The following is a 25,563-nucleotide window of genomic DNA, read 5'->3' as shown; positions in this document are numbered from 1 at the left end:
TCAGCGGAAGAAGACGGGAGCGGGAGGCGCATAAGCCTCCCGCGCCGGGAGATCCGCCGGTCCCCATTCAGCGACCGGGGGAGCCTCCGCCGCCGGCGGTTCGGTGCCGGGCTTGAACGCCTCCAGGATCGAGCCGGCCCCGGGAGCGCTGCGCTCGCCGGTGAAAGGGTCGACCGGGATCAGCTTGATGCCCGCCGGGACCCGGAAGGCGGTTCGCGCCTTGCCTGCGAGCGCCTGCTTCAGGAAGGCGCGGACGATCGGCGCGGCATAGGTCGAGCCGTAGGCGGATTTCCCGAGCGAGCGCGGCCGGTCGTAGCCGAGATACACGCCGACGGCGAGCTCCGGCGTGGATCCGACGAACCACAGGTCCTTCGCGTCGTTGGTCGTTCCGGTCTTGCCGGCGATCGGCCGATCCATGCCGGAGAACACCCGCGGCAGCGTGCGCGTGACGACGCCCTCCAGAAGGGAAGTGACCTGGTAAGCGGTCAGAGGATCGATGACCTGCTCCGTCGTGTCGGTCAGCCTGGGAGCGCCCTGATTGCGCCAGGAGGGAGCGGAGCAGCCGGAGCATGCCCGCTGGTCGTGCCGGAAGATGGTCTTCCCGTGCCGGTTCTGGATGTGCTCGATCAGGGTCGGCCGGATATAACGGCCGCCGTTGACGAACATCGCATAGGCGGCGGTCATCCGCATCACCGTCGTCTCGCCGGCCCCGAGCGCCATCGCGAGCAGGGGCGGGAGATCGTCCTGGACACCCAGACGCCGCGTGTATTCGGCGACGAGCGGCATGCCGACGTCGCGGGCCAGCCGCACCGTCATCACGTTCTTGGAGCGCTCCAGGCCCGCGCGGAGCGTCGACGGACCGTCGTAGCGGCCGTTGTGGTTGACCGGGGACCAAGGGGCCTGCCCGGGGCCTTGGCCGATGGAAAGGGGCGCATCGAGAACCAGGCTGGAGGGCGTGTAGCCGCTATCCAGCGCGGCCGCGTAGACAATCGCCTTGAAGGTGGAGCCCGGCTGGCGCCAGGCCTGGGTGACGCGGTTGAACTCGTTCTGGCTGAACGAGAAGCCTCCGACCATGGCCCGGATGCGCCCGGTATCCGGTTCGAGCGCAACCAGGGCTCCGGAGATCTCGGGGATCTGCCGCAGCCGGTACTGGTCCGGCGCTTTCCCGATCGGCTCGACATGGATGACGTCGCCGACCCGCAGGAGGTCGCTCACGCGGCTCTTGCGCGTCCAGCGGAGGCCCTGGTCCGTGATCCGTCCCGTGCGGCGGTCCGCCTCGACGGCGCCGCCGGCGTCCCGGTCCGGCCGCAGGCCGATGCGGGCGCCCTTGGCGTCGACCGCGAGCACCACGGCCTGCCGCCACGGGCGGATGTCCTGAAGCGTCGGCAGTTCGGCGAGCCTCGCGCCCCAATCGCCCTCGACAGAGGCGAGACGCGTCTCGGTTCCGCGCCAGCCCCGGGTTTCGTCGAAGCGGACCAGGCCGTCGACGAGGCTCTTGCGGGCCGCGGCCTGCATCTTCGGGTCGAGGGTCGTGCGCACGGACAGGCCGCCCTCGTAGAGCATCGCCTCGCCATAGCGGTTGGCGAGTTCGCGCCGGACCTCCTCGGCGAAGTAGCCTGCCCGGGCCTCGTGCGGCGAGATCGCGCGCGGATCGACCGCGAAGGCCTCGGCCATCGCTGCGGCGGCCTGGTTCGGCTTGATGTAGCCGTTGGCCATCATCCGCTCCAGGACCCAGTTGCGGCGGGCCAGCGCCGCCTCGGGCTGGCGGAACGGGTGGTAGTTGTTCGGGCCCTTGGGCAGGGCAGCGAGATAGGCGGCCTCCGCCAGGCTCAGCTCGTGCACGGACTTGTCGAAATAGCCCAGCGCGGCTGCGGCGACGCCATAGTGGCCCATGCCGAAATAGATTTCGTTGAGGTAGAGTTCGAGGATGCGATCCTTGCTGAAGGTCTCCTCGATCCGGAAGGCGAGGAGGATCTCCTTGATCTTGCGGCTGTAGGTCTGCTCGCGCGACAGCAGCAGGTTCTTGGCGACCTGCTGGGTGATCGTCGAGGCGCCTTGCGGACGGCTTCCGTCGCTGGCGAGGTTGGCGAGCAGGGCGCGGCCGATGCCCTTGGGATCGATGCCGTTGTGCTCGTAGAAGTGCCGGTCTTCCGCCGACAGGAAGGCGGCGACGAGCCGCTGCGGCATGGCCGCCAGAGGAAGGTACAGCCGGTTCTCGCGCGCGTATTCCGCAATGATCCTGCCATCGGCGGCATGCAGGCGCGTCGTCATCGCGGGCTCGTAGCGGGCGAGCTCCGCGTGATCGGGCAAATCGGTGGAAAGATGCCAGAGCAGAATGCCGACGGCCAGCGAGCCGCTGACGAGGAGGAGGGAGGCCAGGGCCAGGGCAAAGCCGAAGAAGCGGAGGACGAAACGCATCGTGAGCATCCGGGTTCAGGCGAGGCCATCGCGCAGGAAGGCACCCGCTCGATGACGGTCAATGACAATGAGAGTTCTTGGGAGAGCTCTTGGGGGAGCTCTTGGGGATTCTCGCGCCGAACGATCGCATGCGACGCCCGCTCGAACGGGCAGCCGTCATCGGTCACGCATCGAGCGATGAGCGAAGCGTGCTGCGAAGCCGGTCGATTGGCGTTCGGGGATGGATTGCGGCGCGTATCACCGGCTCAGCCACGGCCGGATCCGGCGCACCGGATTCGTCGCCGGCATTGGTGGCGAGGCAGTCGCATCATCGCGTGCGGGTGTTCGGGTAAACGGCATTCATGGGCTCCGTCAAAGGCCGCAGGCAATGCTGCGAAAGGAGCCCCCTCTGTCATTGGCCTGAGAGTTTCGTCGGGTTGCGAGGGCAACCGCGACTTTCACCGTGGGCGGGAGCAGGCTGCTCCACTTTTCAGAGTGTTCGGCAACGAAGCGGTCCAGGGTGCCTGAGAGTTTCCGGGGCAGTTGCTCCTTCGGCGGCCAGCACGCTGGCTCTCTCCCGCTCATTGCTCAGGTCAATCTAGCTTGGTTTGCGGCAGAATTGTGTTCCCCGGACGCGGTGCGGTCGGGTTCCCTCGGGATGGGCCGCCGACAGGGGCGACCAGGACCGGACACTTTCCGATGATTTTCTCTTGGATGTGGAACCTCGGGCACAGGGTGCGACGTCTGCCAGGAGGTCGTTTCTCTCTGCACGATCAAGAAGAAGCCAAGCCCCCTGCACCAAGCCCCCTGCATCGGGCACGGCTCCGCGCCTGATGCCGTCGCGACGATCGGGAGGCAAGGATGTGCCTGCTCTGCTCAAGCGCATCGGATGACCGGGATCAGACCCGGCGGGCCCACGTGCTCCAGCTCCTGGCCCTTGTCGAGCATCCCGATGCGCTCCCCTCGGATGCCGCGCTTCGCCTTGCGCGAGAAATTCTGGCGCTGACGGGACAGGAAGCCTCGTGCCGGAGCGAAGCCGTGGCGCTGCCGGACGCCGATCTCGGAACTGGCTCGGACAGGATGTCATCATGACCGCAGACACGGCTTCACGCGTTTCCTCGCCGGCCCCGAGCCGCCGATGGCCGGAGACGCGCCCTTGGGCTCTCCCCGGCCGGCCGGGCAGGGCAGCTCGTTCACCGCTCCAGGATCGGCCTGATCTTCTGGAGGTTTCCGATGGTGTGCTGCAGGTGGCGGCGCAGAGCCTCCGAGGCTTCTTCGTTTTTCTTCTGCGCGAGCAGATCGAGGATCTGGAGGTGCTCCTCGCATTGCTGGCGGTAGCGCTTGCGGTCGATCATCGAGCGGTAGGACAGCAGGCGGCGGACGCGGTTGATGCGCCGCACCGCCTCCAGGAAGAAGGGATTGCCGGAAGCGCCGATGATCGCCTCGTGGAAGCGCACGCCGCGCTCGTGGAGCGCGTCGGCGCTGTCCGTCTCGATGGCGCCCGCGAGCAGCCGGAGCTCCGCTTCGCGGCAGCGGGCCGCCACGTCGGGATCGAGGCGGTAGGTCGGCTCCAGCAGGGCGGCGGGCTCGAGCGCCAGGCGCACCCGGTAGGTCTGCTCCAGGCTCTCCGGGGTCGTGAGCATGGGCGAGAAGGACCAGCCGTAGCCGGGGCGGCGCTCGGCCCAGCCCTCCTGGGCAATGCGACCCAGGACGGCATTCAGCTGAGCCTTGGTGACCCCATAGGTCTCCTTGAGATAGGTCTCGGAGGCGGGATCCGGCAGATGGCCGTGAAGGTGATCCTCGGCGATCCGGAAGTAGACGCTGGAGGCGTCATCCCGGGTCGTCAGGCCGAGGCTCTCCGGCGAGGCATTCCCGATGTCCGAAACGAAGTAGCCGCGGTTGCGCTGATGGGTGAGGACGCCCTTGGTGGCGAGCAGCTGCAGGGCCTGACCGACGGGGAAGCGGGAGACGCTGAAGCGTTGGGACAATTCCTGCGCCGTCAGGTGCGTGCCGTCGGGCAGCCCGCCGCCGCGGATATGCTCCAGGATCTGCGCGGCGAGACCCTCGGTCAACTCTCGCTTTCCGTTGACCGCACGCTCTCCGGCTGAACTCATGAGCATCCCCTCGCATCGATCCCCAGGACGGCTTGCTCTTCCTTTATCCGATTTGTCGCGCTCGCGGTATCCTCGGGCCCGCAGGCCCGAGGACATCGTGGTCGCCTTCGGGCGCCGGGCGTCAGGACTTCACGAGGCCGACGGATTTCAGCACGTCCCCGACGCGAACCTGCTCCTCCTTGAGGAAGGCCGTGAAGGGATCTCCGGCGAGGTAAAAATCCTCCCAGCCGCGCTGCTGGAGGATCTCGGCCCATTCCTTGGACTTGACGAGCTTGTCGACCGTCTCGGCGAGGGCCTTCTTCTGGTCCGCCGTGATGCCGGGACCCGCCATGATGGCGCGCCAGTTCACGACCTCGACGTCGATCCCCTGCTCCCTGAGGGTCGGGACATCGGCATTGGCAAGCCGCTTGCCGGACGAGATGGCGAGCGCCCGCAGCTTGCCGGCCTTGATCTGGCTTTCGAACTCGCCATAGCCGGAGATGCCGGCCGTCACGCGCCCGCCGAGCATGGCCGCCAGCGCCTCTCCGCCGCCCGAGAACGCGATGTAGTTGACCTTCGCGGGATCGGAGCCGGCCGCCTTGGCGAACAGCGCCGCCAGAATGTGATCCGCGCCGCCCGCTGAGCCGCCGGCCCAGGTCACCTTCGCCGGATCCGCCTTGACGGCGGCGGCCAGTTCCTTGGCCGATTGAATGGGCGAGTTGGCGGGGACGACGATCACGAGCGGATCGCCCGTGAGGCGTGCGATGGGCGTGACCTGATCGAGCGTGACCGGCGCCTTGTTGGTGAGGATCGCGCCGACCATGGTGATGCCGTTGACCATGAGCTGGCTCGGGTCGCCCTTCGCCTGATTGACGAATTGGGCGAGGCCCACGGTGCCGCCCGCGCCGGTGACGTTCACCACCTGGACGCTCTTGGCGAGGCCCGTCTGCGTCAGCACCTGCTGGATCGAGCGAGCGGCCGAGTCCCATCCGCCGCCGGGTCCGGCCGGCGCCATGATCTTGAGCTCCTGCTGCGCGAAGGCCGACGACGCGACGAGCGTCATGGCGGCGACGGCGACACCGCGGATTGTCTTGGTCAATTGGCTCACGATTTCCTCCCTTGGGTTTGCGTGAGGTGTTGAACGCGAAAGCGGACGTTGCCGCTCAGCGTCTGATGCTCGCCGCTGCCGGCGATCCCAGTTGCATGCGTCGCGCGGCTTGTGGCCTCCGCCCTGGTGACGCGATGCAGGATGAGGGGAATGATGCCGCCGCCGCGCAGGATCTCGACTTCGAGCCCCGTCTCGATAGCGGCGGTGGCGCTGAAGGTTTCGCTCGCCCCCGATGCGCGGCGAAGGGTGACGGATACCGCGCCGCGCGGGCTGATCGTCGCGGGGTCGGCATTGATGACGAGCTGATCGCCGGTCCGCAGATGCAGGTGGCTCGGGTGCCGATCGGCCGTAAGGCGAAGGGGCAGGATGCCCATGCCGATCAGGTTCGAGCGATGAATGCGTTCGAAGCTCGAGGCGAGCACGGCGCGTGCGCCGAGCAGGGCGACGCCTTTCGCGGCCCAGTCGCGGGACGAGCCCATGCCATAGCGTTCGCCTGCGACCACGACCACCGGGGCTTTCTCGCGCGCATAGCGTTCGGCGGCGCGCCAGAGTGGAAGCTGCTCGCCCGATCCTGCATGAATCGTGAAGCCCGGTGCGATCTCAGGGCCGAGGAGATTGCGCACGGATTTGTTCGTGAACAGGCCGCGCACCATCGCCTCCCAATTGCCTCGCCGCGATGCGAAGACGTTCAGATCGCGGAGGTCCTCGCCACGCTGAACCAGATACTCGGCGGCTTCGCTCGTTTGCGGAACCTGCCCCGCCGGAGAGATGTGATCGGTCGTGATGTCGTCGCCGAGCACGAGCAGCGGATGCGCCGCATAGGTTCCAAGGCGCGTACCCTTGCCGAAGCCCGCGAAAGGCGGGCGCCGGATATAGGTCGAACTCTCGTCCCAGGGGAACAGAGCCGTCGCGGGCGCGTCGAGCACCCGCCACGCCTCGCTGGCTTCGGCCTCGTCGTACGACGTGGCGTAGTCGTCGGCATCGATGGCCTTGGCCAATGCAGCGTCGATCTCGTCGCCGTCAGGCCAGAGATCCGTCAATCGGACGTCCTCACCCGCGGACGAGCGGCCAATGGGATCGACGAGGATGTCGCGGTGGACGTCGCCCGCGAGAGCAAACGCGACGACCAGCGGCGGTGAGGCGAGGAAGCCCGCCTCGAGCTGCGGGTGGACCCGCCCCGGGAAGTTGCGGTTGCCCGAGAGAACCGCGACGGGAAGGATCCCTCGTTTGGCCATGGCCCGCTCGATGACGGCAGGCAGCGGACCTGAATTGCCGATGCAGGTCGTGCAGCCATAACCGACAATGCCGAAACCGATGGCCTCGAGGTCCTCCAGCAATCCGGCGCGGCGCAGGGTGCGCTCGGCGGTGGGCGATCCGGGTGCGAGAGACGTTTTCACCCAGGCAGGAGGCGTGAGGCCGAAGCGACGCGCCTTGCGGGCGACGAGTCCGGCGGCAATCAGCAGCCTGGGATCGGATGTGTTGGTGCAGCTCGTGATCGCCGCAATCGCCACAGCCCCATCGCCCGGTTGCCCGGCGGACGCAGTGGCGGGCCGCCCCACCAGCATCGGCGCGAGAGCTGCGAGAGTGTCGCTCGCCGGAATGCGGTCCTGCGGCCGCCGGGGACCGGCGAGGCTGACTTCGACCTCGTCGAGATTGATCTCGATCGTGCCGCTGAAGCGCGGAGCCGCCTCCGGATCGAACCAGAGGCCCTGCCGCCGCGCATATTCCTCGACGAGGCGGATTTGCTCCGCGGAACGGCCGGTCTCGCGCAGGTAGCGCAGCGTCTGCTCGTCGATGGGGAAGAAACCCGAATTGGCGCCGAATTCCGGGGTCATGTTGGCGACGACAGCCCGGTCACCGGCGGAGAGCGTCGAGACGCCCTTGCCGTAGAACTCGACGAAGCGATCCGCCAGATCGATGCGACGGAGGCGCTCGGTGACCGTCAGGGCGAGGTCGGTCGCAAGCACGCCCGGCCTCAGGCGTCCGGTCAGGCGAACGCCGACGATCTCCGGCACGCGGATCATCACGGGCATGCCGAAGAAGACGCTCTCCGCCTCCAGCCCGCCGACGCCCCAGCCGAGCACGCCGATCCCATTGATCATGGGCGTGTGGCTGTCGGTGCCGATCAGCGTATCGGGCACGGCCCACGACACCCCGTCGCGCGCGGCAGTGGTGACGACGGTCGCCAACCGCTCCAGATTGAGCGTGTGCATGATGCCGGTGCCCGGCGGATGGACGCGGAGGCCGGTGAGGGCGCGTGTGGCCCATTTCATGAAGCGGTAGCGTTCCGCATTGCGCTCGAACTCGCGTTCCATGTTGCGCCGGAGCGCATCGGGCGTGCCGAATGCATCGACGGCGAGGGAATGGTCCGTCGAGACGTCGACGGGCAGGACAGGATTGAGACGGTCGGGATCGAAGCCCGCCTCCGCCAGGGAGGCACGCATGCCGGCGATGTCCACCAGGGCCGGGCCGCAGGTGGTGTCGTGCATCAGGACGCGTCCCGGCAGGAACGGGATTTCCTCCTCGCTGCGCCCGCTGCCCAGCCAGTCGAGGATCGCCGCCTTGCCCCGCAGCGCGTCCTCGCCCGCGTTGCGCAGCACGTTCTCCAGCATGATCCGCAGGATATGCGGCAGCCGTTCGAGGTTTTCCCCAGCGGCTGCACGGAGGTCGACGATGCGGAGGCTTCGTGCGGCGGTTGTGATCTCGGCGGCGAGGCTCATGATTCAGAATGGGATCCCAGAAGGCGTCGGCTGTGCGGCGAGCACGATAATTGCATAATCCGAAAACTAAATGCAAATGAAATTGCATTTTAAAGTTATGATATGCGCAGGCGGGTGCCTGTGTGGGGAGCATGGACGGGGCTCGTGCGGCAGGAAACATCCAGGCGGGGATAGGCCCGAGCTTGGTTCACAATCTGGCCGGCGGATGCCGCGGAGAGGCCGCCGGGTACCTCTTCATAGTGAGTTAGTCTGCCGGGCCTTCGCTCGTATGATTCCACCCGGCATCGATGTCCCGGTCCGAGCGGGCGCGCTCCGCCGAAGGCGTCGTAGCGGCATCTTGAAATGACGAGGCTGGCAGGAGGCTTTCATGGCAACCGAGAGCGACAACGTCGCGATCCTCAAAGACGCCTATGCCCGATGGTCAGGGCAGAAAGGCGCTGATTGCGCGTGCTGGACAAAGATCATGGCCGACGACATTTCGCTCGGCTCGCTCGCCAACGGCGCACCCGAGATGCCCTTTTCTGCTCCCCGCAGCAGCAAGGAGCAGATCCTCGATTATCTGGAAGGGCTGACGCGGGACTGGGACATGATCTCCTACGACATGAACGAGTTCGTCGCCCAGGATGACCGTGTCGTGGCGATCGGCCGGGCTGTCTGGCGTCATAAGGCGACCGGAGGGATTGCGGACACTCCGAAGGTCGATATATGGCGCTTTCGGGATGGAAAGGCCGTCGACTTCTTCGAGTTCTACGACACGGCTTGTGCATTCGCCGCCGCAACACCCGGAGCGGGTGAGCCGGACCATCCGTGAGGGCTGTCTGGATCAGGTCGTCCGGTGGCCTCATTTCGCCGCCCGCGATGAGGCCGGCTGGGCGACAGGCTTGCGCCCGGCCTATCCCGCCTATCGGCGCAGCCCTCCACCCGTGATGGCAGTAGCATTCGAGGACGAGCTTGAACTGGTTGAAGAGGAGGATGAGTGACCTCCTGTCGAACCGCCGCCGTTGAGCGTTGCCGAGCTTGCGACATGGCCGCTGTTGTATCCCCAGGCGGAGCCGATGCCGTTCTTGGTGATCGCGTCGAACCGCGCATCCCCCCAGATATAGAAATCGTTCTGCCCGCTGTTCGTGACGGACCCCGTTCCGGAGCGCCCGTCGGATCTGCGGGTCATGGTCGTGGTGCTGGTCGTCGATGAACTCGCTGTCGTCCGCATGCTCGCATGGCCGTTCGAGATGGCGTAGGATTGGGTGTTCGGGCCGATCGATTGCTGAGACGCCCTGACACCCTGATCCCATAATTGTCCCGCCACGAGGTTCTGCGCATTCGTCAGCGGCAGATTCCCGAGAAAGACCCCCAAAGTGCTGCTATGAGGTGTGACGCTGGCCGTCTGAGCGTGAGCCGCACAGCTCAAGATCAGCAAACCGAGAGCGGACGGGATGGCGCTTCGCATGGGTAGCCTCCGGTATCGGACAATCGGCAGATCGCCGTATTGCGTCGTGATGTTCCTTTGCAAAGGAAGGGCAGGGGCCGAAGCCCTGCCCTCGCCACGATGCGGATCAGTTCCGGTACGAAATCGCACCGCCTGCGCCGTAGCCGCTCGCGTTGGACTGCGAAGCGCTGTTGTAGTTCACGGAGCCATAGATGGAGCCCGTGTAGGTGTTGGTGTTGGTGTAGCTGCCGCCACCCGAGAAGCCGCCCGAAGTCGAGCCCTGCGCCTGACCCGTGGTGGGCGTCAGAACATTGCCGGCGGCAATGTTGCCGACCTGAGCGAAGCCGCCCTGATCCGTGATCGAGGCGTTGCCGGCGGCAGCGCCCTTCATCATGCCTTCATACGAGGAAGACGCAGCCTGGTTGGCGGCACCCTGCGAGTTCGCAGCAGCGACGCCGTTGTTCGCGGTCGCCTGGAACTGATGAGCGCCGTTCACGCTCCAGGAAGAGCCACCCGACTGAGTGTGGCTGACGGTCGCCTGGAGATACGCTTCGGCATTCAATTGGCGGGCGTTGGTGACTTCGCGGTTGTAGAGATAGCCATAGGCGCGAGCATTGACGTCCGGCTGATTGTTCTGCGGGCCGTTACCCTGGTGGGGCGGCTGCCCGGCCAGGGCGGCGCCGGTCAGAGCAACGAGAGCAACGGAAGAAAGAACGAGCATACGCATCAGATATTCCCTTGAATAAGACGATAGACGATGAATGCGATCGTTTCGATGGCACCGGTGACGGATCTCTTTTCCGCACCCTGAAAGGGTCGCCGGGCATGGTTCGTACACCCGTGCCCTTTCAGGCTGCGCCGCCTTATTGAGGTGTGCCGACGCCAGCGCAGAGTGATGCGTTGTACGTGCGGGGATTGAAGCAGAATGGCGGCGCGGCCTGAGCTGCCATCCCGATGGAACCGGTGGTGGAGGCATATCGCGTCCGAGTGTCCCCGCTGAGCGGGATCAGCGGCGCTCCGCCCTGTCCGTTGGCCGGAATGTAACGCGTTCCAGATGAGCTTCCCGAGCCGTCGCCATAATAGACGAGAGGCTGCCCAGTCGCGGCGGCGAGTGCCTGCGCCTGCTGCATCGCGGCCCGTTGTTGAGGGCAGACCACACCCGTCTGGTTGAGAGCGGTCTGAACCTCGGGATTGTTGCAGACGAGGGCGAGAGCCGCAGCGTTCTGGCCCATTCCCATCAGCGTCGCCGCATAGGCTCGCCGGTTGCATTCCTGCATCTCGTAAGTTGCGCCGGCTCCAAAATTGAAACCGACCCCGCCAACGCCGATCGACGCTGAACCGGCGCATGAATGAACGCCTGCCGCTGTGAGGCCGGGCGCGATGCCTGATGCTGTGGAGGCAATTCGCTGCTTCGTCTTCGCGGGATTGTAGACGGTGTCGCCATTCACGATGGCTGTCGCGCCGGAATTGCTGGTCGAAGCGCCCGATGTCGATGTGCCGGTCGATTGAGCGAGCGCCGGGGTTGCGAGCAGCACAGCGGCTGTCGCAGCGGCAAAGATGATCCGCTTCATATGAGTGTTCCCTACCGTTCAGTCTCGGAACGGTGATGATGTTGAATGGGATTCGGAGTGCTAAAAGTTCTGCTGGGCAGCAGATGATGCAAAGGCAAAAGCCAAGAATGTAGAAACAACAGAAATAGTCACGTCTCCTCCTTTGTAACCCTTATTTCGCCATCATTTTGCCGTGGCGCAGCCAAGTTCGGAGGTTTGATAGCAACAACTCGGCAGATTTTGTCCTTCTAGAAAGGATAATATGCTTGGGGGCTACTTCCACTCGCCAAAATTCGGCAACACCTCTTTCGAGTAGGTCCAACTCGAAATGACGGCCCCGACCGGCACCCGTTTACAGGCCCATCGGTCGATGGCGGAGCAGATGTTGAATCCTGCATCATGATGCGATTGCACGCCATTCCGCGACGAGATGCGCGATGGGCCAAGTGCATTGTGGAAGCGTGACGACGGCGGAAGCAGCTCGCAGACGGTTCTCGTGCACGTGCTCGGAAATTCAGGGAGTACCTCAGAGTCATGAACCGCTTCCTGTTCTCGGAAGGCGATCGCGCCCTGTAACCATTCCGGATCATTCAGGTGTGAGCAGCGCCCTGCGCCCACTGAAATCCCGTCATTTGGTTCGCCGCAAAGAAACGCGGCATACCAAAGAGAAGAGCTGCTTCGACGTCAGCCGAAGCAGCTCTCGTTCGTGCGAGCGCAAACAGCTCTACGGCATCGGGTCAAAAAGTGGGTTTGCACCCTTGGGACAGACCCGATGCTTTCTCCTTGAACAAGAACGTCGCGCGGAAAACCGGATCCACTTTTTCGCGCGATGCTCTGACAGAGGGAAGCCCTGTCGGATCGCGACGAGAGCACCCTTGACGTTGAGGGCTGCCCGGTCTCAGGGCGTCAGTACGTCTGAGCAAGATAGTCGCTGATGACCTTTGCATCCGCCTCGTCGATGGGAGCGTGATAGGTCTTGATCATCTTGGTGACCTCCGCTTCCCAGAACGCCTTGCCCTTCTTGGGCGGCTGCATGGCGATGTAGTCCACCGAATGGCAGGCGAGACAGTTGTTCTGCGCCGCCTCGACCCCGGGACCGGGCTTGAGAGTGGCCGTCTCTTCAGGAAGGACATAGGTGCGGGGCTCCGCGGCTGCTGCACCGGTCGCTACCGTAACAGTGCCGCTCAGGAGGGCGGCGACGAAGATCATTCTGGTCATGTGTCTCGCCTCGCTCATGCTGCGCTCACGCGGATCGTTTCGACGACGTTGCGCATGTATCCGGCCGGGTTCCACAAGGGATCGATCGGCTGCGACTGACCAATGCGGTTGATCGCTCGCACCTTCAGGTGGTGCGTGCCGGCCGGAAGTTTGATCATGGCCTGCCATTCCCGAAACGAGTACCGGCCCAGATCCTGACCGAGTTGCGCGGCAATCCAGGTCTTGCCGCCATCGCCTGAGAGCACGACATCGGTGATGCCGTAGCCGCCGTCGAAAGCGATGCCCCGCACCGGCGTTTCGGCGCCGGCTTTCACCACCGCGCCGTCCGCGAGATTCGTAATGAAGGAGCGGACATCGAAGCGGTTGATCGGCACTGTCGCCGATGGTGTCTTTCCAGGCTCGACGCAGGCGCAGGCGTTGTCCGGGATGCGATAGGCGGTCTTCATCCAGAAACCGTCGTAGATATTGTTCACGACAGTGATTTCGCTGAGATGCTTGACCCAGTAGGTGCCGTAATAGCCGGGCACGACGAGGCGGACTGGGTAGCCGTTGAGCCAAGGCAGGTCTTCGCCGTTCATCGCATAGGCGATCATGACCTCGCCGTCGCGGGCGTGATCGATATCGAGCGCCTTGACGAAGTCGGGTGTCTCCGGGACGACCGGCCCGTCGAGGCCGTTGAAGGTGACCTGCCGCGCCCCGCCCTGCACGCCGGCGCGATCGAGCACGCTCTTCAGCGCCACACCTTTCCAGCGGGCATTGCCCATGGCGCCATTGGCGAGCTGGCCGCCCGCCACGCGAGGCTCGACAAGTCCCCGGCTGTTGCCGGAGCACTGGTTCACGGCCACGAGCTCGACGGCATCCATCCCTTTGAGGTCGGAAAGCGAAAGCGACAGCGGCTTGTCGACCATGCCTTTGATCTCGATGCGGTACGTGTCCGGGTCGATCGAGAGCGGGATGTCCGCGAGATGGTAGCGCACGAAGAAGGCATCGTTGGGCGTGATGATGCCTTCGTTGAAGACGGAGAACGGCGTTTCGAGCTGCGGCGGCCGAGCCGTCATCTGGATCAGCGGGCGCTTGCCCGGATATTGTACGAGGGGACGCTCGCCATTGCCGAACGGCAGCGTGACGGCGTCGGCGGCAAGTGCCTTGAGCGATGTGGCCAGCGTGCCGCTGCCAAGAGCCAGCATGCCGGCTCCCGCCCGCCTGAGGAGTTCTCGTCTATCGAGCATGAGTGCGACCTCCCTTATGTGATCGTTGTTTGGAGCCGAGTATGGCTCGTCCGCCGATGGATTGAGAGAAGAGACGCACGGGAACGCCCGATTATTCGGGGGATCCGAAGAAAAACTTGGCGTTAGGGCATCGGGCGAGCCCGAAGGGCCGGCCCCGCGCTGCACTGCGCAATCGTGGGAGCGTCGGATGGATCCAGCCGTTACGTCCGATGCTCTAGCCTCTGCAGGGCAATCCGATCTCTGCGCTTTGACTGAGCGCGACCCGCACCTGGCCGGAATCGCGATCGCGCGTCAGGTGCTCCACCGCATCGGCCAGCATGGTCAGGCGAACGTGATCCATGCCATGCGCGAGAAGAAGGAAGTCGGTGCCGCCGATCGTCCATCGAACGGTCCGGATGTCCCTGTCTGGCGCATAGGGAGCTTCGGCGGCAGAAGAACGACTGATCCAGAGGCCGGCCCGGCATCCATGCGGCCCCTGATATCCCAGGAGAACCCCCTGGCCAGCATCCTTCCCCGGTGCCAGGAGGACGAGCCGGAGATGGGCCGCTTCGAGGTCGGGGGGAGATCCTCGCCATGTCCCGATCTCAAGCGGACTGGGCGGGGGCACGCCGGCAAGCTCGGCCCCGGCGACCCAGTTGCGGTACACCATGACCCCGGGTTCCATCCGCTCTTGCGACGCAAGGGGAACGAGGAGGGCTCCCGCGGCGATCAGAAACAAGGCCGCACCGGCGGCCATCACTCTCCAGCCGCGCCGGTATGACGGCGCGGCGGCGCGCGCTGACCGAGCGCCCCGCAAGGCGACAGCCGTCGTTTCCTTCAAACGGGAGAAAGTTGCAATACGCGCTTGGAGAGCGGGATCCCGCGCCGCTCGCTCGGCAATGTCCTTCGCCTCTTCCGGAGAGAGCTCTCCGTCGACATAGGCGTTGATCGTTTCCCATCGCATCAACGGGGCTCCTTGTCCGGAGATCGTGCCGGTTCGGCTGCGATGGCCGATAACATGCGGGAGCGCGCCCGGTGCAGGCGGCTCATGATGGTGCCTGTCGGCACCCGCAGGATCATGGCGGCCTCCCGATAGGTGCGTCCCTCGAGATCTACGAGCGTAATCACCTGCCGGTCGGCCGGGCACAGCGCGTCGAGCGCCTGACGCACTGTGAGGGTCGTGATCAGGTCGTCGTCGAAGGACCAGGTCTCCTCGGATTCTGCCCCCAGCACTTCGTGATCTCTCACGGCGCGTCGGCGGGTCTGATCGATCCAGGCATTACGGACGACCTTGAACAACCATGCAAGGGCGGCCTTCTGATCGCGAGGGCTCTCCCTCGAGGACAGCGCCTGCAGAGCCGTCTGCTGCATCAGATCGTGCGCCAGATCCGCCTCGCGGGTCAGCCTCAAGGCATAGCCCATAAGCCGCGGCCAGGCCGAGATGAGGAATGTGTCGATCGGGCGAGACAGGGCGTTACGATCTCCATTTGATTGACACTAACCCGGCCAAGTCTGTTCACCAACCGTTACCGCCCGAGCCGACGAAGCCTGACCGTATCTTGTGGTGAAGAAGAGATCCGCCGCTCCTTCGCAGACCGAATGTCGGAGAAGCCGGCGCCGAGCGTCGTTTGCTGCGGATGGAACCGGGATTAGGCCATATTGAGAAGTCGGATGAGGCCCAGGCTGACCGCAAGCAGGGCGAGGAGCGAGAGAGACACGGCCAGCGTCACCCGCCCGCCGACCCGGCCGAGCACCTTGAGGTCGACGCCGAGCCCCAGCGCCGCCATGGCGATCACGGTGAGGATCGTCGTCAGCGGCATGACTGCGCGCAGCACCATGTCGGGAATCAGGCCTGCGGAGCGCAGGGCCGCGAGGACCAGAAACCCGATGATGAACCAGGGCACGAAGCGGTTGAGGGAAAAGCCCAGCCGGCTCGCTCCATCGCGGCCCATGGCGAGCGAGAGCGCGATCACGACGGGGCCCAGCATGAGCACCCGCACCAGCTTCACCAGGGTGCCGAGTTGAGTGCTGATCAAGCCGACCGGCAGAGTGGCGGCGAGCACCTGCGGCACCGCATAGACGGTCAGGCCTGCAAGGACGCCGTACTGCGTCTCCGACAGGCCGAGGACCGGCACCAGCAGGGGAAGGCTCAGCACCACGATGACGCCGAGGATTGCCGTGAAGGCGATGGAGGAGGCGACGTCCTCCGCCTTGGCGCCAATCACCGGCGCCACCGCCGCGATGGCCGAGTTGCCGCAGATGGAGTTGCCGCAGGCCACCAGCACGGCCATGCGCTTGGGCAGGCCCAATCCACGGCAGAGGCCGTAACTCACCCCGATTGCGATCACCACCACGACGGCGATGCCGAGGACGAGCCCGAGGCCTGCCTGCATCACAGCCTGGAAACTGATCGAGGCGCCGAGCAGCATGACGGCGATTTCGAGCAGCATCTTGGCCGAGAAGCCGATTCCCGGAACGAAGCGGGCATCCGGCGTCCATGCGGTGCGGATCACCGTGCCGAGAAGGATCGCGATGACGAGCGCCTCCAGCCATGGCCGCCCGGTCCAGGCCTCCTCCAGGTGCTGGAGGCCAATGGCTACAAAGGAAATGGCGGCACTCAAAGCAATGCCCGGGAGCAGGCGCATCAATCGGTTGTTCATCGGTCACGGAGCCTTTGTCAGTCGCGTCCCGCTGTCGTGCTCCTCCGATCGAGATAACGCAAATACATAAATTTCATATTTTCATGAATTACGGTTATGGAAATATTTCAGGCGCACCGGAAGATCTTCAATCGGCGCATCCGCTGACAGAACGATGCGGACAGCCGCGGCGCCTTCCCCACCCCGGACGCTGCTGAGGCATGGCGCAGGTGATCCGGCGAAGGCTTCGACGATCGATCACGCTCCTTTATCTAGGATGAATCGATGCGACGCCTTGCTCCGTTAAGATCAGCACCTATAAAAGTAATCTTTCTCTGTCCCGTCTAGACGAAGCCAGCGGGTGGCTTGCCGGTCGACGCGGTGCGGCCGAATTCCGGTTACATCATTTCAAGGGACCTCAATGGCACTGGTCAAGACGTCCGAGCTTCCGGGCAAGGGCAACCCACGTCCGGTCGGCGATGAGCTGCCTGCTCAGAATGGAACTCCTGCCTCCGTGCGGGGAGCGACATCCCAACGCCGGGCCGTCGAGCGCGTAAGGGTCAGGCAGCAACAGGCCGCAGAGCGGATCGGCGCCGCGACCGAGGAGCTCGCCAGCGGCGTTGCCGAGGCGTCATCGGCCGCGGAGGAATTGCGGCGCTCCATGGAACAGATCGCCAGTGGGGCTGAGGAGGCTGCCGGCGCATCGCAGCAATCGCTGACCGCCATCGTCAGCCTCGGCATCCAGTTCTCGGAAGCCCGTAGGCATGCGGAGGCTGCGCGCACGAAGACTGCCAGCCTTCAGGCTCTTCTGATCGAGACCGGCGCCCAGATCGACGCCTCCGTCGGGTCCGTGGAGGCCAACGCCGCCCGCCAGAAAGCGATGATCGATGTGATCGCGCTTCTGGAGAGGCACGCAGCCGATATCGGCGAGATCACCCGCACGGTGGGCGACATCTCCGATCAAACCAATCTGTTGGCCCTCAATGCGGCCATCGAGGCGGCCCGAGCCGGAGAGAACGGTCGCGGTTTTGCGGTGGTGGCCGACGAAGTGCGGGCCCTTGCCGGATCCTCGGAGAAAAGTGCGCAGGACATCAAGACCTTGGTCGACGAGATCGTCGGCGACGTTCGGGTGGTGGCGGACAGGATCAGGAACGCCGCTGAGACGGCCACCGGCGAGGCTCAGATCGGCCGCACCGTCGTGGCGGCCTTGGACAAGATCCGTACGGACGTGTTCCTCCTGGCCGAGGGCAGCCAATCCATTCTCGTGGCCGCCGTCGAGGCGGAGGCTGCGATCGGCGAGGCACAGCGCGGAGCCGAGCAGGTGGCGAGCGCCGCCGAGGAACAGGCTGCGGCAGCCGCCGAGGCCCAGCGAGCCGTGCAGCAGCAGAGTGCATCTCTGGACCAGAGCCAGCAGAGCGCGCAGGCGCTGGCGGTTCTGGCGGACGAGCTGCAGTCGAATGCGAAAGGATTGATGGCGGCCGAGCAAGTCGGATCGGCCGCCGAGGAACTGTCGGCGGCCATTCAGGAGCTGTCTGGAGCCGCCGGCGAAATCATGGCTGCAGTCGAGCAGATCAGCCGGGGGGCACAGATACAGGCTGCGGCCACCTTGCAGGCCAATTCGGCCATGGAGCAGATCGGGCGGGCGACCGATGCCTCGCGCGATGTGGCCAATGCTGCCGTCGAGCGCATCGGGGCCCTGGCGGCCGATCTGCGGGATAACCGCAGCGCGACGTTGCGGCTGGCTGCCGGCGTTGAGGAGGCGCTGAAGGAGACGCGGGCCGTCATCGGGTTGATGGGCGGCCTCGACGAATCCGGCCGACGCATCGAGAAGATCGTCGACAGCATCGCCCTTGTGGCGGTTCAGACCAACATGCTCGCCGTGAGCGGATCCATCGAGGCCGCGCGGACTGGCGAGGCCGGTCGCGGCTTCGCGATCGTCTCCGGCGATATCCGCCATCTGGCGCGGGACGCATCGGAGAACGCCGACCGTATCAAGGAGGTCGTCCGCCAGATCCGCGATCAGATCGCCGGTGTCCGGCGCGATCTGGAGCAGAGCGCCACGGTGGCCGAGGCGGAGATGGCCAGAAACGCAATGACGGCCGAGCGGCTCGGGATCGTCGAGGCGGAGGTCGATGCGATCCGGCAGGGCAGCGCCGCTATCCTGTCAGGGTCCGAGACGATTCTGACAGCCGTGCGCGAGGTGCGGCTCGGCACCGAGCAGATCGCAGCCGTGGCCGAGCAGGCCGGCAGCGCTGCGACGCAGGCTGCGACCGCAGCGCGTCAGCAGGCGCGCGGTGCCGAGGACTTGGCGGCTGCCATCGAGGAGATCGCCTCCCTGGCGGACGAACTCCAGATCACGGAGGCTTGAGACCATGTCCAGGACGGCCCCTTCGGCTGTCGCGCAATCGTTCCTGACGGTGCAGGTGGGGGGCGAGCGCTTTGCTTTGCCCACATCCGATGTCGCCGAGGTGATCCGCCCTCCGGTGGTCACACGCGTGCCGCTCGGGCCCTCAAGCCTCCTGGGCGTCGCCAACCTGCGCGGTGCGGTGATGCCGGTGGTGTCGCTGCACGGTCTTCTCGGGTGCGAGAGCCGCCCATTCGCGACTGCCCGCGTTGTGGTGATCGACCGTGGCGCTCCGGTCGGGCTCGTCATCGACAAGGTGGTGTCCCTGGAAGAAGGCGATGCGGCGTCTGCCGGTACAATCGACGCGGAGCTCGGAGGTCGGTCGCCAGCGCGGCCGATCGACCTCGATGGGCTGCTGGGCAAGGACTTCGGCAACGTCACCCGCCGCGTACAGCACAGGCAGGGCGCGGTCACGCCGGTGCTTCAGGAGCCGAGTGCCGTCGAGCGGGACGAAGTCGCCCTCATCTGCTTTGCCGTCGCTGGGCGGGATTTCGCATTGCCGCTCGCAGCGGTGCATGAGGTCGTGGCGCTTCCCGAAGAAGTCGCGGCCGTCCCGCGGACGGAAGCCGTCATGCTGGGCGTCATGACGCTGCGCGGACAGCTGCTGCCGCTGGTGTCGCTGCGCGGGCTCCTCGACCTGCACGCAGGCGGGCAGGACAATGTCCGATCCCGCGTTGTCGTGACTCAGGTTGGTGCCGGTCTGGTGGGATTGGTCATCGACGGCATGAGAGAGATTCTTCGGGTCCCTGCCTGCATCATCGACCCTGTGCCGGCGATTCTCACCCGTGGGAATACGGAGGCTCAGATCCAGGGCATCTGTCGCCTCGACGGCGGCCAGCGTCTGGTCTCGGTGCTGTCGACGGACCATCTGTTCCGGGATCAGGCTCTGATGGATCGGATCACGCCGCAAACGGAGGCAACCCACGACATGAACATGCCCGATGGAGCCTTCGAGGGTGACGAGCAGTTCATCGTATTCCGGCTGGGTGGCGAGGAATATGGCTTGCCCATTGAATCCGTCGATGAAGTGGTGCGTGTGCCCGACACGCTGACGCGGCTACCCAAGGCTCCTGCCTTTATCGAGGGCGTCATGAACTTGCGTAGCCGCGTCGTTCCGGTGATCGATCAGAGGCGGCGCTTCAAATTCGAGGTCCAGGGCGAGCGGCGGCGGGAGCGCGTCGTCATCGTCAGGATCGACCACATGCAGGCCGGCTTCGTCGTCGACACTGTGTCGGAGGTTCTCAAGATTCTCCGAAGCCAGCTTCGTCCGACACCCGATCTCGCGGCGGATGGGGGCCAAGCGATCGACCGCATCGCCAATATCGAACTCGAAGGGAGAATGATCCTTCTGCTCAATCCGCGTGAGTTGCTGGACAGGGCCGAAAAGGATCTGCTCGCCGCAATGGGCGAGGGCAATCCGGAGCGGCCCGCTTCGTGATCCGGTTGCTCATCGTCGATGACTCCCCTCTGATGCGACGTCTTCTCGGCCGGATCTTCACGGCCCAGGGCGACTTCGAGATTGCCTTCGCTCGCAATGGGGTAGAGGCCCTGGAGCAGCTCGGCGTCTTCGAGCCGGACGTGATCACGCTTGACGTCCACATGCCGGAGATGGACGGCCTTGCATGCCTCGACCGCATCATGCTGGTGCGCCCGTGCCCGGTGGTGATGGTGTCGTCCCTGACGGACGCCGGCGCGGACGTGACGCTTCAAGCTCTCCAGCTTGGAGCAGTCGACTTCATTGCGAAGCCCGAGCGGGCGGTCTCCCTGGAGATCGAGACGCTTGCCCCGAAGCTCGTCGAAAAGGTGCGCGCCGCAGCACGCGCCCGCCTGCCGAGGAGCCTGCGGTTGACCGAGCGGGTGCGCCTGCGCAGCGGTTTGGATCCGGTGCCCGTAACAGCGCCACGGAGGCGCGCGCCCGCGGCGTCGCCGAAGCGGCGGATCAAAGCGGCGACGGCGCATGGGCTCGTTCTCGTCGGCACCTCGACGGGAGGACCGCCAGCGCTGGACGCTCTCCTGTCCCGCCTCCCAGGCGATTTTCCCTGGCCCGTGGTGGTGGCCCAGCATATGCCGGGCTCGTTTACCGGGCCCCTGGCCCGCCGGCTCGACAAGCTCTGCGCTCTCACCGTCATGGAGGCCGCTCATCCGATGCCTCTCGCCTCCGGCCATGTCTATATCGGCAAGGGTGATGCGGATATCATCATCAGTCTTCGGCCAGACGGTTCGATTGTGATGCCGGCGCCTTCGCTGCCGGAATATCGCTGGCATCCGAGCGTCGATCGCTTGGTGGAGAGCGCCATGCAGCATTTCGCGCCCGAGCGTCTGATCGGCGTGCTGATGACCGGGATGGGCAGCGATGGAGTGGAGACCATGGTGCGGCTCCAGGCGCAGGGGGGGCGCACGATTGCGGAGGCGGAGGAGAGCGCCGTCGTTTGGGGGATGCCCGGAGAGCTCGTGCGACGTGGCGGCGCGCAGGTCATCGCGCCTTTGGAGACGATCGCGGACCGGATCATGGACATGGTGGAGCGCTCATGAGCAGGCCCCTCAAGGCGCAGGCGCTCACGGCCGACGAGATCCGCTGTCTGTGCGAATTTCTCTATGGCCGCACCGGGATGATCTTCGGCGAAAGCAAGCGCTACTACATCGAACGGCGCATCGCGGACCGCATGACCGCCACAGGAACGCGCTCCTTTCCGGCCTATTTCGCCCATATCGAATCCAATACGGGTGAAGTCGAGCACCTGATCAACATCTTCACCGTCAATGAAACCTATTTCTATCGCGAAGAGCATCAGCTGCGCTGCTTAAGCGGTGTGCTCCTGCCGGGCATCGTGCAGACGAGGCAGCCGGGCGATCTCGTGCGTATCTGGTCCGTGCCGTGTTCCACGGGAGAGGAGCCCTATTCCATCGCCATCTGGCTGCTCGAGAACTGGCCCTTGGTCGATGCCTATCATATCGAGATCGTCGGTTCGGATATCGATACGCGAGCTCTCTTGGACGCTCAGGCTGGCGATTACGGAGAGCGCGCCCTGTCGCGCCTGCCGCCCGATGTGATCGAGCGCTATTTCGAGCCATCCCGCGACGGACAGCGCCGTCTCATCCAGGACTTGAGGGAATCGGTGACGTTTACCTCGGTCAATCTGGTCGATGCCGCGTCGGTGGCGGAGCAGGGGCAGTTCGATGTCATCTTCTGTCGCAATGTCCTGATCTACTTCAACGATGCCTCCCGCCTTGTGGCGGTCAACAACCTTTATGATGCCCTTCATCCGGGAGGTTACATCTGTCTCGGCCATACCGAGTCGATGACCCGGATCTCGAAGCGATTCGATCTGCGCCGCTTCGAGGAAGCGATCGTCTATCAGCGGCCGGGGAGGGACAGGGATGGATGATCTTCTCCAGCATTTCATCGTCGAGGCGCGCGAGCTGACCCAGCAGGCCACGGACGATCTTCTGGCTCTCGAACGCGAGCCCCATATGGCCATGCATCTGGAGAGCGCGTTCCGGGCCGTTCACACTCTCAAAGGATCCGTGGGACTGTTCGACTTTGCACCGATGGGCCTCGCGCTGCATACTGCCGAGGACGTTCTGGGCGCGCTTCGATCGACTGACGGAAACCCTGGCCGCGACGTGGTCGACAACCTGCTCGAGTGCATTGCTCAAGCGGAGCGCTGGGTCGACGCGATCGCGAAGACAGGGCAGCTCCCGTCCGATGCCGCGGAGAAGGGGTATCGCCTGGCGCGGGTTTTGCGCGCGGAGCTCGATGAAGGACCGGACCGGGCAGCCCCCACGATTCCGGAGTCTGATATCGCGTGGGTCGAGGATTTATTGGACCGAAGCGTCGATCCGGCAGCGGCGAGGGCGCAAAGCACACCTCTGGTGGCCATGCGGTATCTGCCGCGCGCCGACTGCTTTTTCGCAGGCGATGATCCGATGGCGCTTCTGCGCGCGATCCCCGACCTCGTGGCCGCTCGCATCTCGAACCGCGACCCATGGCCGCCTGCGGCACAGATGGACCCCTTCTCCTGCAACCTGGTGATCGAAGCCCTGTCGCGTGCAGGGCTCGAAGCCGTGAAAGCGATCTTCCGCTTCGTCCCGGATCAGGTGACGATTCACGAGATCGCCGGGGTTGCGGAGGGAAACGCTGTCGACGCGGGAACCGATGTCGATACTCCAGGTGTTGCGGCAGGCGCTCCCAAGGGGGCGGACGCGCGGACGCTGCGCGTCGATGCAGCGCGGATCGACCGTCTGGCGGATCTCGTGGGCGAGATGGTCGTCGCCAAGAATGCCCTTGCGCATCTCGCCGGCCGGGCTGGCGACGGATTGGACCGAAAAGAGCTGGCGCAAGGACTTCTGGCAAGCCAGGCTGCCATCGACCGCCTAGTGGCGGAGATGCACATGGCCGTCATGGATGTGCGCATGATGCCCATGCGGGACATCTTCCGCCGTTTCCCGCGCGCCGTGCGCGACATGGCAGGTCAGTTGGGCAAGTCCATCGAATTCTCCATGGAAGGGGAGGATGTGGAGGCGGACAAGGCCGTTGTGGAAGGTCTTTTCGAGCCTCTTCTCCACGTGTTGCGCAACGCGGTCGGCCATGGAGCCGAATCCGAAGAGCGACGCCGCGAACTCGGAAAACCCGCGAGCACCAGGATCGTGCTTCGGGCTCGCCGCGACGGCGACCGGGCCGTGGTCGAGGTAGAGGATGACGGGTGCGGCATCGATCCCGTGGCAATACGCCAAGCGGCTCGCGAGCGCGGAATCGCTTCAGCGGAGGAGATCGACCGCATGGGCGATGCGCAGGCCATCGAGCTGATATTCGCCGCCGGCTTTTCCACCGCTGCCGAGGTGACGGATCTCTCAGGACGCGGCGTCGGCATGGATGCGGTGCGCTCCGCCCTGGGAAGGCTCGGCGGCCAAGCGGGTGTCCGAAGCCGGCTGGGGCAGGGCACGACGATCCGCCTGTCCCTGCCACTATCCATTGTCATGACACGGATCATGGCGGTCCGGGTCGGCTCTGATCTCTACGGCATTCCCATCGACAGCGTCGTCGAGACGGCCTTCGTGCCGACATCCCGCATTCTGCCCGTCGGGGGAGCGGAGGCCTTCGTCCGGCGCGACCGGACGCTTCCGCTGGTCAGGCTTGCCGATCTGCTGGAACTTCCCCGCACGACGGAGCCCCCTTCAGGCATGAGAGTGGTGGTGATGGCGGTCGGTGATGAGCTTGTCGGAATCGCCGTAGATGGATTCGCCGAGCGGATGGATGTTCTGATGCGGCCTCTGACGGGCCTGCTCGCCGGTATGCCCGGCGTTATGGGCACGACCCTCCTCGGCGATGGGAGTGTCCTGATGATCCTCGATGTCCCGGAGCTGATCGGATGAGCGCACGCCTGGATGAGAATGTCATCGTTCTGGAGGGGCTGTGCCGCGTCGAGGATGCGGAGCCTTTGCTAGGCTGGCTGCAGGCGGATCGGAGCCGTATCGTGGACATGACGGAGGTCGAGCACCTTCATGCCGCCGTTCTTCAGGTCCTGATGGCACTGAGGCCTACGCTGAGAGGAAGCGGCAAAAATTCATTCATGCAGGATTGGGTTACCCCAGCTTTGATGACGGCAGGCGCCGAAGACATGGCACCGTCGCGTGGCTGAACGGTTGTTATTCTCCCGGCATCCTCTAAAAGAGCTGATAGCTCTTTCCCTTAAGCCGAGCCGATCGTTCCGGGCAGCTCATCCCTGGCGGAGTACCTGAGTGGCAATAACCGTTCTGATTGTCGACGACAGCAAGCTGGCCCGAATTGTGGCGGCCAAAACCCTGACTACGCTGCAGCCTGAGTGGGAGCGCGTCGAGGCTGGCAATGCCGAGGACGCCTTGAGAATTCTGGGCGAGCGGACAATCGACGTCGCGATGATCGATTTCAACATGCCGGAGAAGGACGGGCTTGAGCTTGCGGCGGAGATCCGCTCCAGTCATCCCGTCATGCCCATCGCGGTGATCACGGCCAATATCCAGGACGAGGTGATCGCCCGGGCCCGCGAGGTGAATGCTACCTTTGTCAGCAAGCCTCTGACCGAGGAAGGCTTGAGAGGGTTCATCTCCGGAGCAGCCCTGCGCCTGCGGTCAGGCGGCATGTGACGTTATGGCCCATGATATTGCTCTCACGGATCTCGAGCGCGACGCTCTCACCGAACTCGTCAATATCGGAGTCAGCCGGGCCGCCTCAAGCCTGCGTAAGATGATTGGAGAGGAAGTGCTCCTCTCCGTGCCCTCTGTCGAGATCATGGCTCCGCAGGATGCCGTCCGGTTGATCGCGCAACGGGAGGCGGATGAACTCGTCGCCATTCAGCAGCAGTTCGAGGGCGCGTTTTCCGGTCGCGCCCTGCTGATCTTTCCGCAGGCGACCAGCCTGGATCTTGTTCGCGCTATCATCGGCGGGGACGTGCCTCCCGACCAGATCGCCGAGATGGAGCAGGAAGCCCTGGCTGAAACCGGGAACGTGATCCTGAACGGCTGCCTCGCCACCATGGCGAACATGCTGAAGCGCTCCCTCAGCATCTCCCTGCCGGAGGTTCTCCGGGGCGATGGAGCCCAATTGTTCACGATGACGCAGGAGCGATTGAACAGCGGACTGGTGCTCTTTCTCTACATCAATTTCTCTGTGCGCAGCAAAGATATCCGAGGTTACATCGCGGTGCTTATGGATCTGCCCTCACTTACAGCCTTGAAGGAGCTTATCGCGAGCTTCATCGATCGGGTGCTGGGAGATGAGGCTTGAGCCTATAGTGCCTGATCAGAAGAGCAGCTCAATCAAA

22 protein-coding genes and 1 riboswitch are annotated in these 25,563 nt (G+C 64.9%); of the genes, 10 read left to right on the top strand and 12 right to left on the bottom strand.

All coding sequences use genetic code 11. The features are described 5' to 3' along the window. Complete coding sequence (locus ACS5Q0_RS14065; RefSeq protein WP_473127268.1) at window positions 1-2,418, bottom strand: penicillin-binding protein 1A; 2,418 nt, start codon at window positions 2,416-2,418, stop codon at window positions 1-3. Between the two features lie 480 nt (window positions 2,419-2,898). Continuing rightward, window positions 2,899-2,987: riboswitch (glycine riboswitch) on the bottom strand. A 271-nt stretch (window positions 2,988-3,258) separates the two neighbouring features. Between ACS5Q0_RS14065 and ACS5Q0_RS14060 the strand changes: the two genes are divergently transcribed. After that, entirely contained in the window at window positions 3,259-3,489 is a 231-nt protein-coding gene (locus ACS5Q0_RS14060; RefSeq protein ID WP_473127267.1) for a hypothetical protein, read from the top strand. 101 nt (window positions 3,490-3,590) lie between these two features. Here ACS5Q0_RS14060 and ACS5Q0_RS14055 read toward each other — a convergent pair whose 3' ends face one another. The 3 genes from ACS5Q0_RS14055 to acnA all read right to left on the bottom strand — a co-directional run bounded on the left by ACS5Q0_RS14055 (window position 3,591) and on the right by acnA (window position 8,318). Next, window positions 3,591-4,511, bottom strand: a complete 921-nt coding sequence (locus ACS5Q0_RS14055; protein ID WP_473127266.1) for a GntR family transcriptional regulator — start codon at window positions 4,509-4,511, stop codon at window positions 3,591-3,593. Window positions 4,512-4,632: 121 nt separating this feature from the next. After that, entirely contained in the window at window positions 4,633-5,598 is a 966-nt protein-coding gene (locus ACS5Q0_RS14050; protein ID WP_473127265.1) for a Bug family tripartite tricarboxylate transporter substrate binding protein, read from the bottom strand. Continuing rightward, window positions 5,595-8,318 carry an aconitate hydratase AcnA gene (acnA, locus tag ACS5Q0_RS14045; protein WP_473127264.1) on the bottom strand — a complete coding sequence of 908 codons (2,724 nt, stop codon included), beginning with the start codon at window positions 8,316-8,318 and terminating at the stop codon, window positions 5,595-5,597. The genes ACS5Q0_RS14050 and acnA overlap by 4 nt, the downstream gene beginning before the upstream one ends. A gap of 367 nt (window positions 8,319-8,685) precedes the next feature. Between acnA and ACS5Q0_RS14040 the strand changes: the two genes are divergently transcribed. Next, window positions 8,686-9,129 carry a nuclear transport factor 2 family protein gene (locus ACS5Q0_RS14040; RefSeq protein ID WP_473127263.1) on the top strand — a complete coding sequence of 148 codons (444 nt, stop codon included), beginning with the start codon at window positions 8,686-8,688 and terminating at the stop codon, window positions 9,127-9,129. Window positions 9,130-9,219: 90 nt separating this feature from the next. On the opposite strand, the gene ACS5Q0_RS14035 is transcribed toward ACS5Q0_RS14040, so the two are convergent. From ACS5Q0_RS14035 to ACS5Q0_RS14000, 8 genes are all read right to left on the bottom strand, one after another. Next, window positions 9,220-9,765 carry a hypothetical protein gene (locus tag ACS5Q0_RS14035; RefSeq protein WP_473127262.1) on the bottom strand — a complete coding sequence of 182 codons (546 nt, stop codon included), beginning with the start codon at window positions 9,763-9,765 and terminating at the stop codon, window positions 9,220-9,222. 106 nt (window positions 9,766-9,871) lie between these two features. Then, window positions 9,872-10,471 (bottom strand): hypothetical protein, encoded by a 600-nt coding sequence (locus ACS5Q0_RS14030; RefSeq protein ID WP_473127261.1) that lies wholly within the window; start codon window positions 10,469-10,471, stop codon window positions 9,872-9,874. Between the two features lie 136 nt (window positions 10,472-10,607). Beyond that, complete coding sequence (locus ACS5Q0_RS14025) at window positions 10,608-11,315, bottom strand: hypothetical protein (protein WP_473127260.1); 708 nt, start codon at window positions 11,313-11,315, stop codon at window positions 10,608-10,610. 885 nt (window positions 11,316-12,200) lie between these two features. Further along, window positions 12,201-12,512, bottom strand: coding sequence for a SorB family sulfite dehydrogenase c-type cytochrome subunit (gene sorB / locus ACS5Q0_RS14020; RefSeq protein WP_473127259.1), 312 nt, complete (start codon window positions 12,510-12,512; stop codon window positions 12,201-12,203). A gap of 14 nt (window positions 12,513-12,526) precedes the next feature. Beyond that, entirely contained in the window at window positions 12,527-13,741 is a 1,215-nt protein-coding gene (gene sorA / locus ACS5Q0_RS14015) for a SorA family sulfite dehydrogenase catalytic subunit (protein ID WP_473127258.1), read from the bottom strand. 214 nt (window positions 13,742-13,955) lie between these two features. Next, a complete protein-coding gene (locus ACS5Q0_RS14010) occupies window positions 13,956-14,684 on the bottom strand; it encodes an anti-sigma factor family protein (protein WP_473127257.1) in 729 nt (242 codons plus the stop codon). Further along, the gene (locus ACS5Q0_RS14005; RefSeq protein ID WP_473127326.1) at window positions 14,684-15,163 is read right to left on the bottom strand and encodes an RNA polymerase sigma factor; all 480 of its coding nucleotides are present in this window, start codon (window positions 15,161-15,163) and stop codon (window positions 14,684-14,686) included. The genes ACS5Q0_RS14010 and ACS5Q0_RS14005 overlap by 1 nt, the downstream gene beginning before the upstream one ends. A 206-nt stretch (window positions 15,164-15,369) precedes the next feature. Continuing rightward, entirely contained in the window at window positions 15,370-16,380 is a 1,011-nt protein-coding gene (locus ACS5Q0_RS14000) for a YeiH family protein (protein WP_473127256.1), read from the bottom strand. A 400-nt stretch (window positions 16,381-16,780) separates the two neighbouring features. Here ACS5Q0_RS14000 and ACS5Q0_RS13995 point away from each other — a divergent pair, with 400 nt between their 5' ends. From ACS5Q0_RS13995 to ACS5Q0_RS13960, 8 genes are all read left to right on the top strand, one after another. Beyond that, complete coding sequence (locus ACS5Q0_RS13995) at window positions 16,781-18,727, top strand: methyl-accepting chemotaxis protein (protein ID WP_473127255.1); 1,947 nt, start codon at window positions 16,781-16,783, stop codon at window positions 18,725-18,727. A gap of 4 nt (window positions 18,728-18,731) precedes the next feature. After that, entirely contained in the window at window positions 18,732-20,201 is a 1,470-nt protein-coding gene (locus tag ACS5Q0_RS13990) for a chemotaxis protein CheW (RefSeq protein WP_473127254.1), read from the top strand. After that, window positions 20,198-21,295 (top strand): chemotaxis-specific protein-glutamate methyltransferase CheB, encoded by a 1,098-nt coding sequence (gene cheB / locus ACS5Q0_RS13985; protein ID WP_473127253.1) that lies wholly within the window; start codon window positions 20,198-20,200, stop codon window positions 21,293-21,295. The genes ACS5Q0_RS13990 and cheB overlap by 4 nt, the downstream gene beginning before the upstream one ends. After that, on the top strand, window positions 21,292-22,149 hold the full coding sequence (locus tag ACS5Q0_RS13980) for a CheR family methyltransferase (RefSeq protein ID WP_473127252.1): 858 nt from the start codon (window positions 21,292-21,294) through the stop codon (window positions 22,147-22,149). Before cheB ends, ACS5Q0_RS13980 begins: the two co-directional genes overlap by 4 nt. Beyond that, window positions 22,142-24,136 carry a chemotaxis protein CheA gene (locus ACS5Q0_RS13975; RefSeq protein ID WP_473127251.1) on the top strand — a complete coding sequence of 665 codons (1,995 nt, stop codon included), beginning with the start codon at window positions 22,142-22,144 and terminating at the stop codon, window positions 24,134-24,136. Before ACS5Q0_RS13980 ends, ACS5Q0_RS13975 begins: the two co-directional genes overlap by 8 nt. After that, a complete protein-coding gene (locus ACS5Q0_RS13970; protein WP_473127250.1) occupies window positions 24,133-24,402 on the top strand; it encodes a hypothetical protein in 270 nt (89 codons plus the stop codon). The genes ACS5Q0_RS13975 and ACS5Q0_RS13970 overlap by 4 nt, the downstream gene beginning before the upstream one ends. Before the next feature lie 100 nt (window positions 24,403-24,502). Further along, window positions 24,503-24,886, top strand: a complete 384-nt coding sequence (locus ACS5Q0_RS13965; protein ID WP_473127249.1) for a response regulator transcription factor — start codon at window positions 24,503-24,505, stop codon at window positions 24,884-24,886. A gap of 4 nt (window positions 24,887-24,890) precedes the next feature. Next, window positions 24,891-25,526: a chemotaxis protein CheX gene (locus ACS5Q0_RS13960; RefSeq protein WP_473127248.1), complete on the top strand. Its 636-nt coding sequence runs from the start codon at window positions 24,891-24,893 to the stop codon at window positions 25,524-25,526. Window positions 25,527-25,563 lie beyond the last annotated feature (37 nt).

Source organism: Microvirga sp. HS2 (assembly GCF_055792805.1).
The sequence above is the reverse complement of the archived record's forward strand: the minus strand, read 5'-3'. Positions and strand labels throughout refer to the sequence as shown.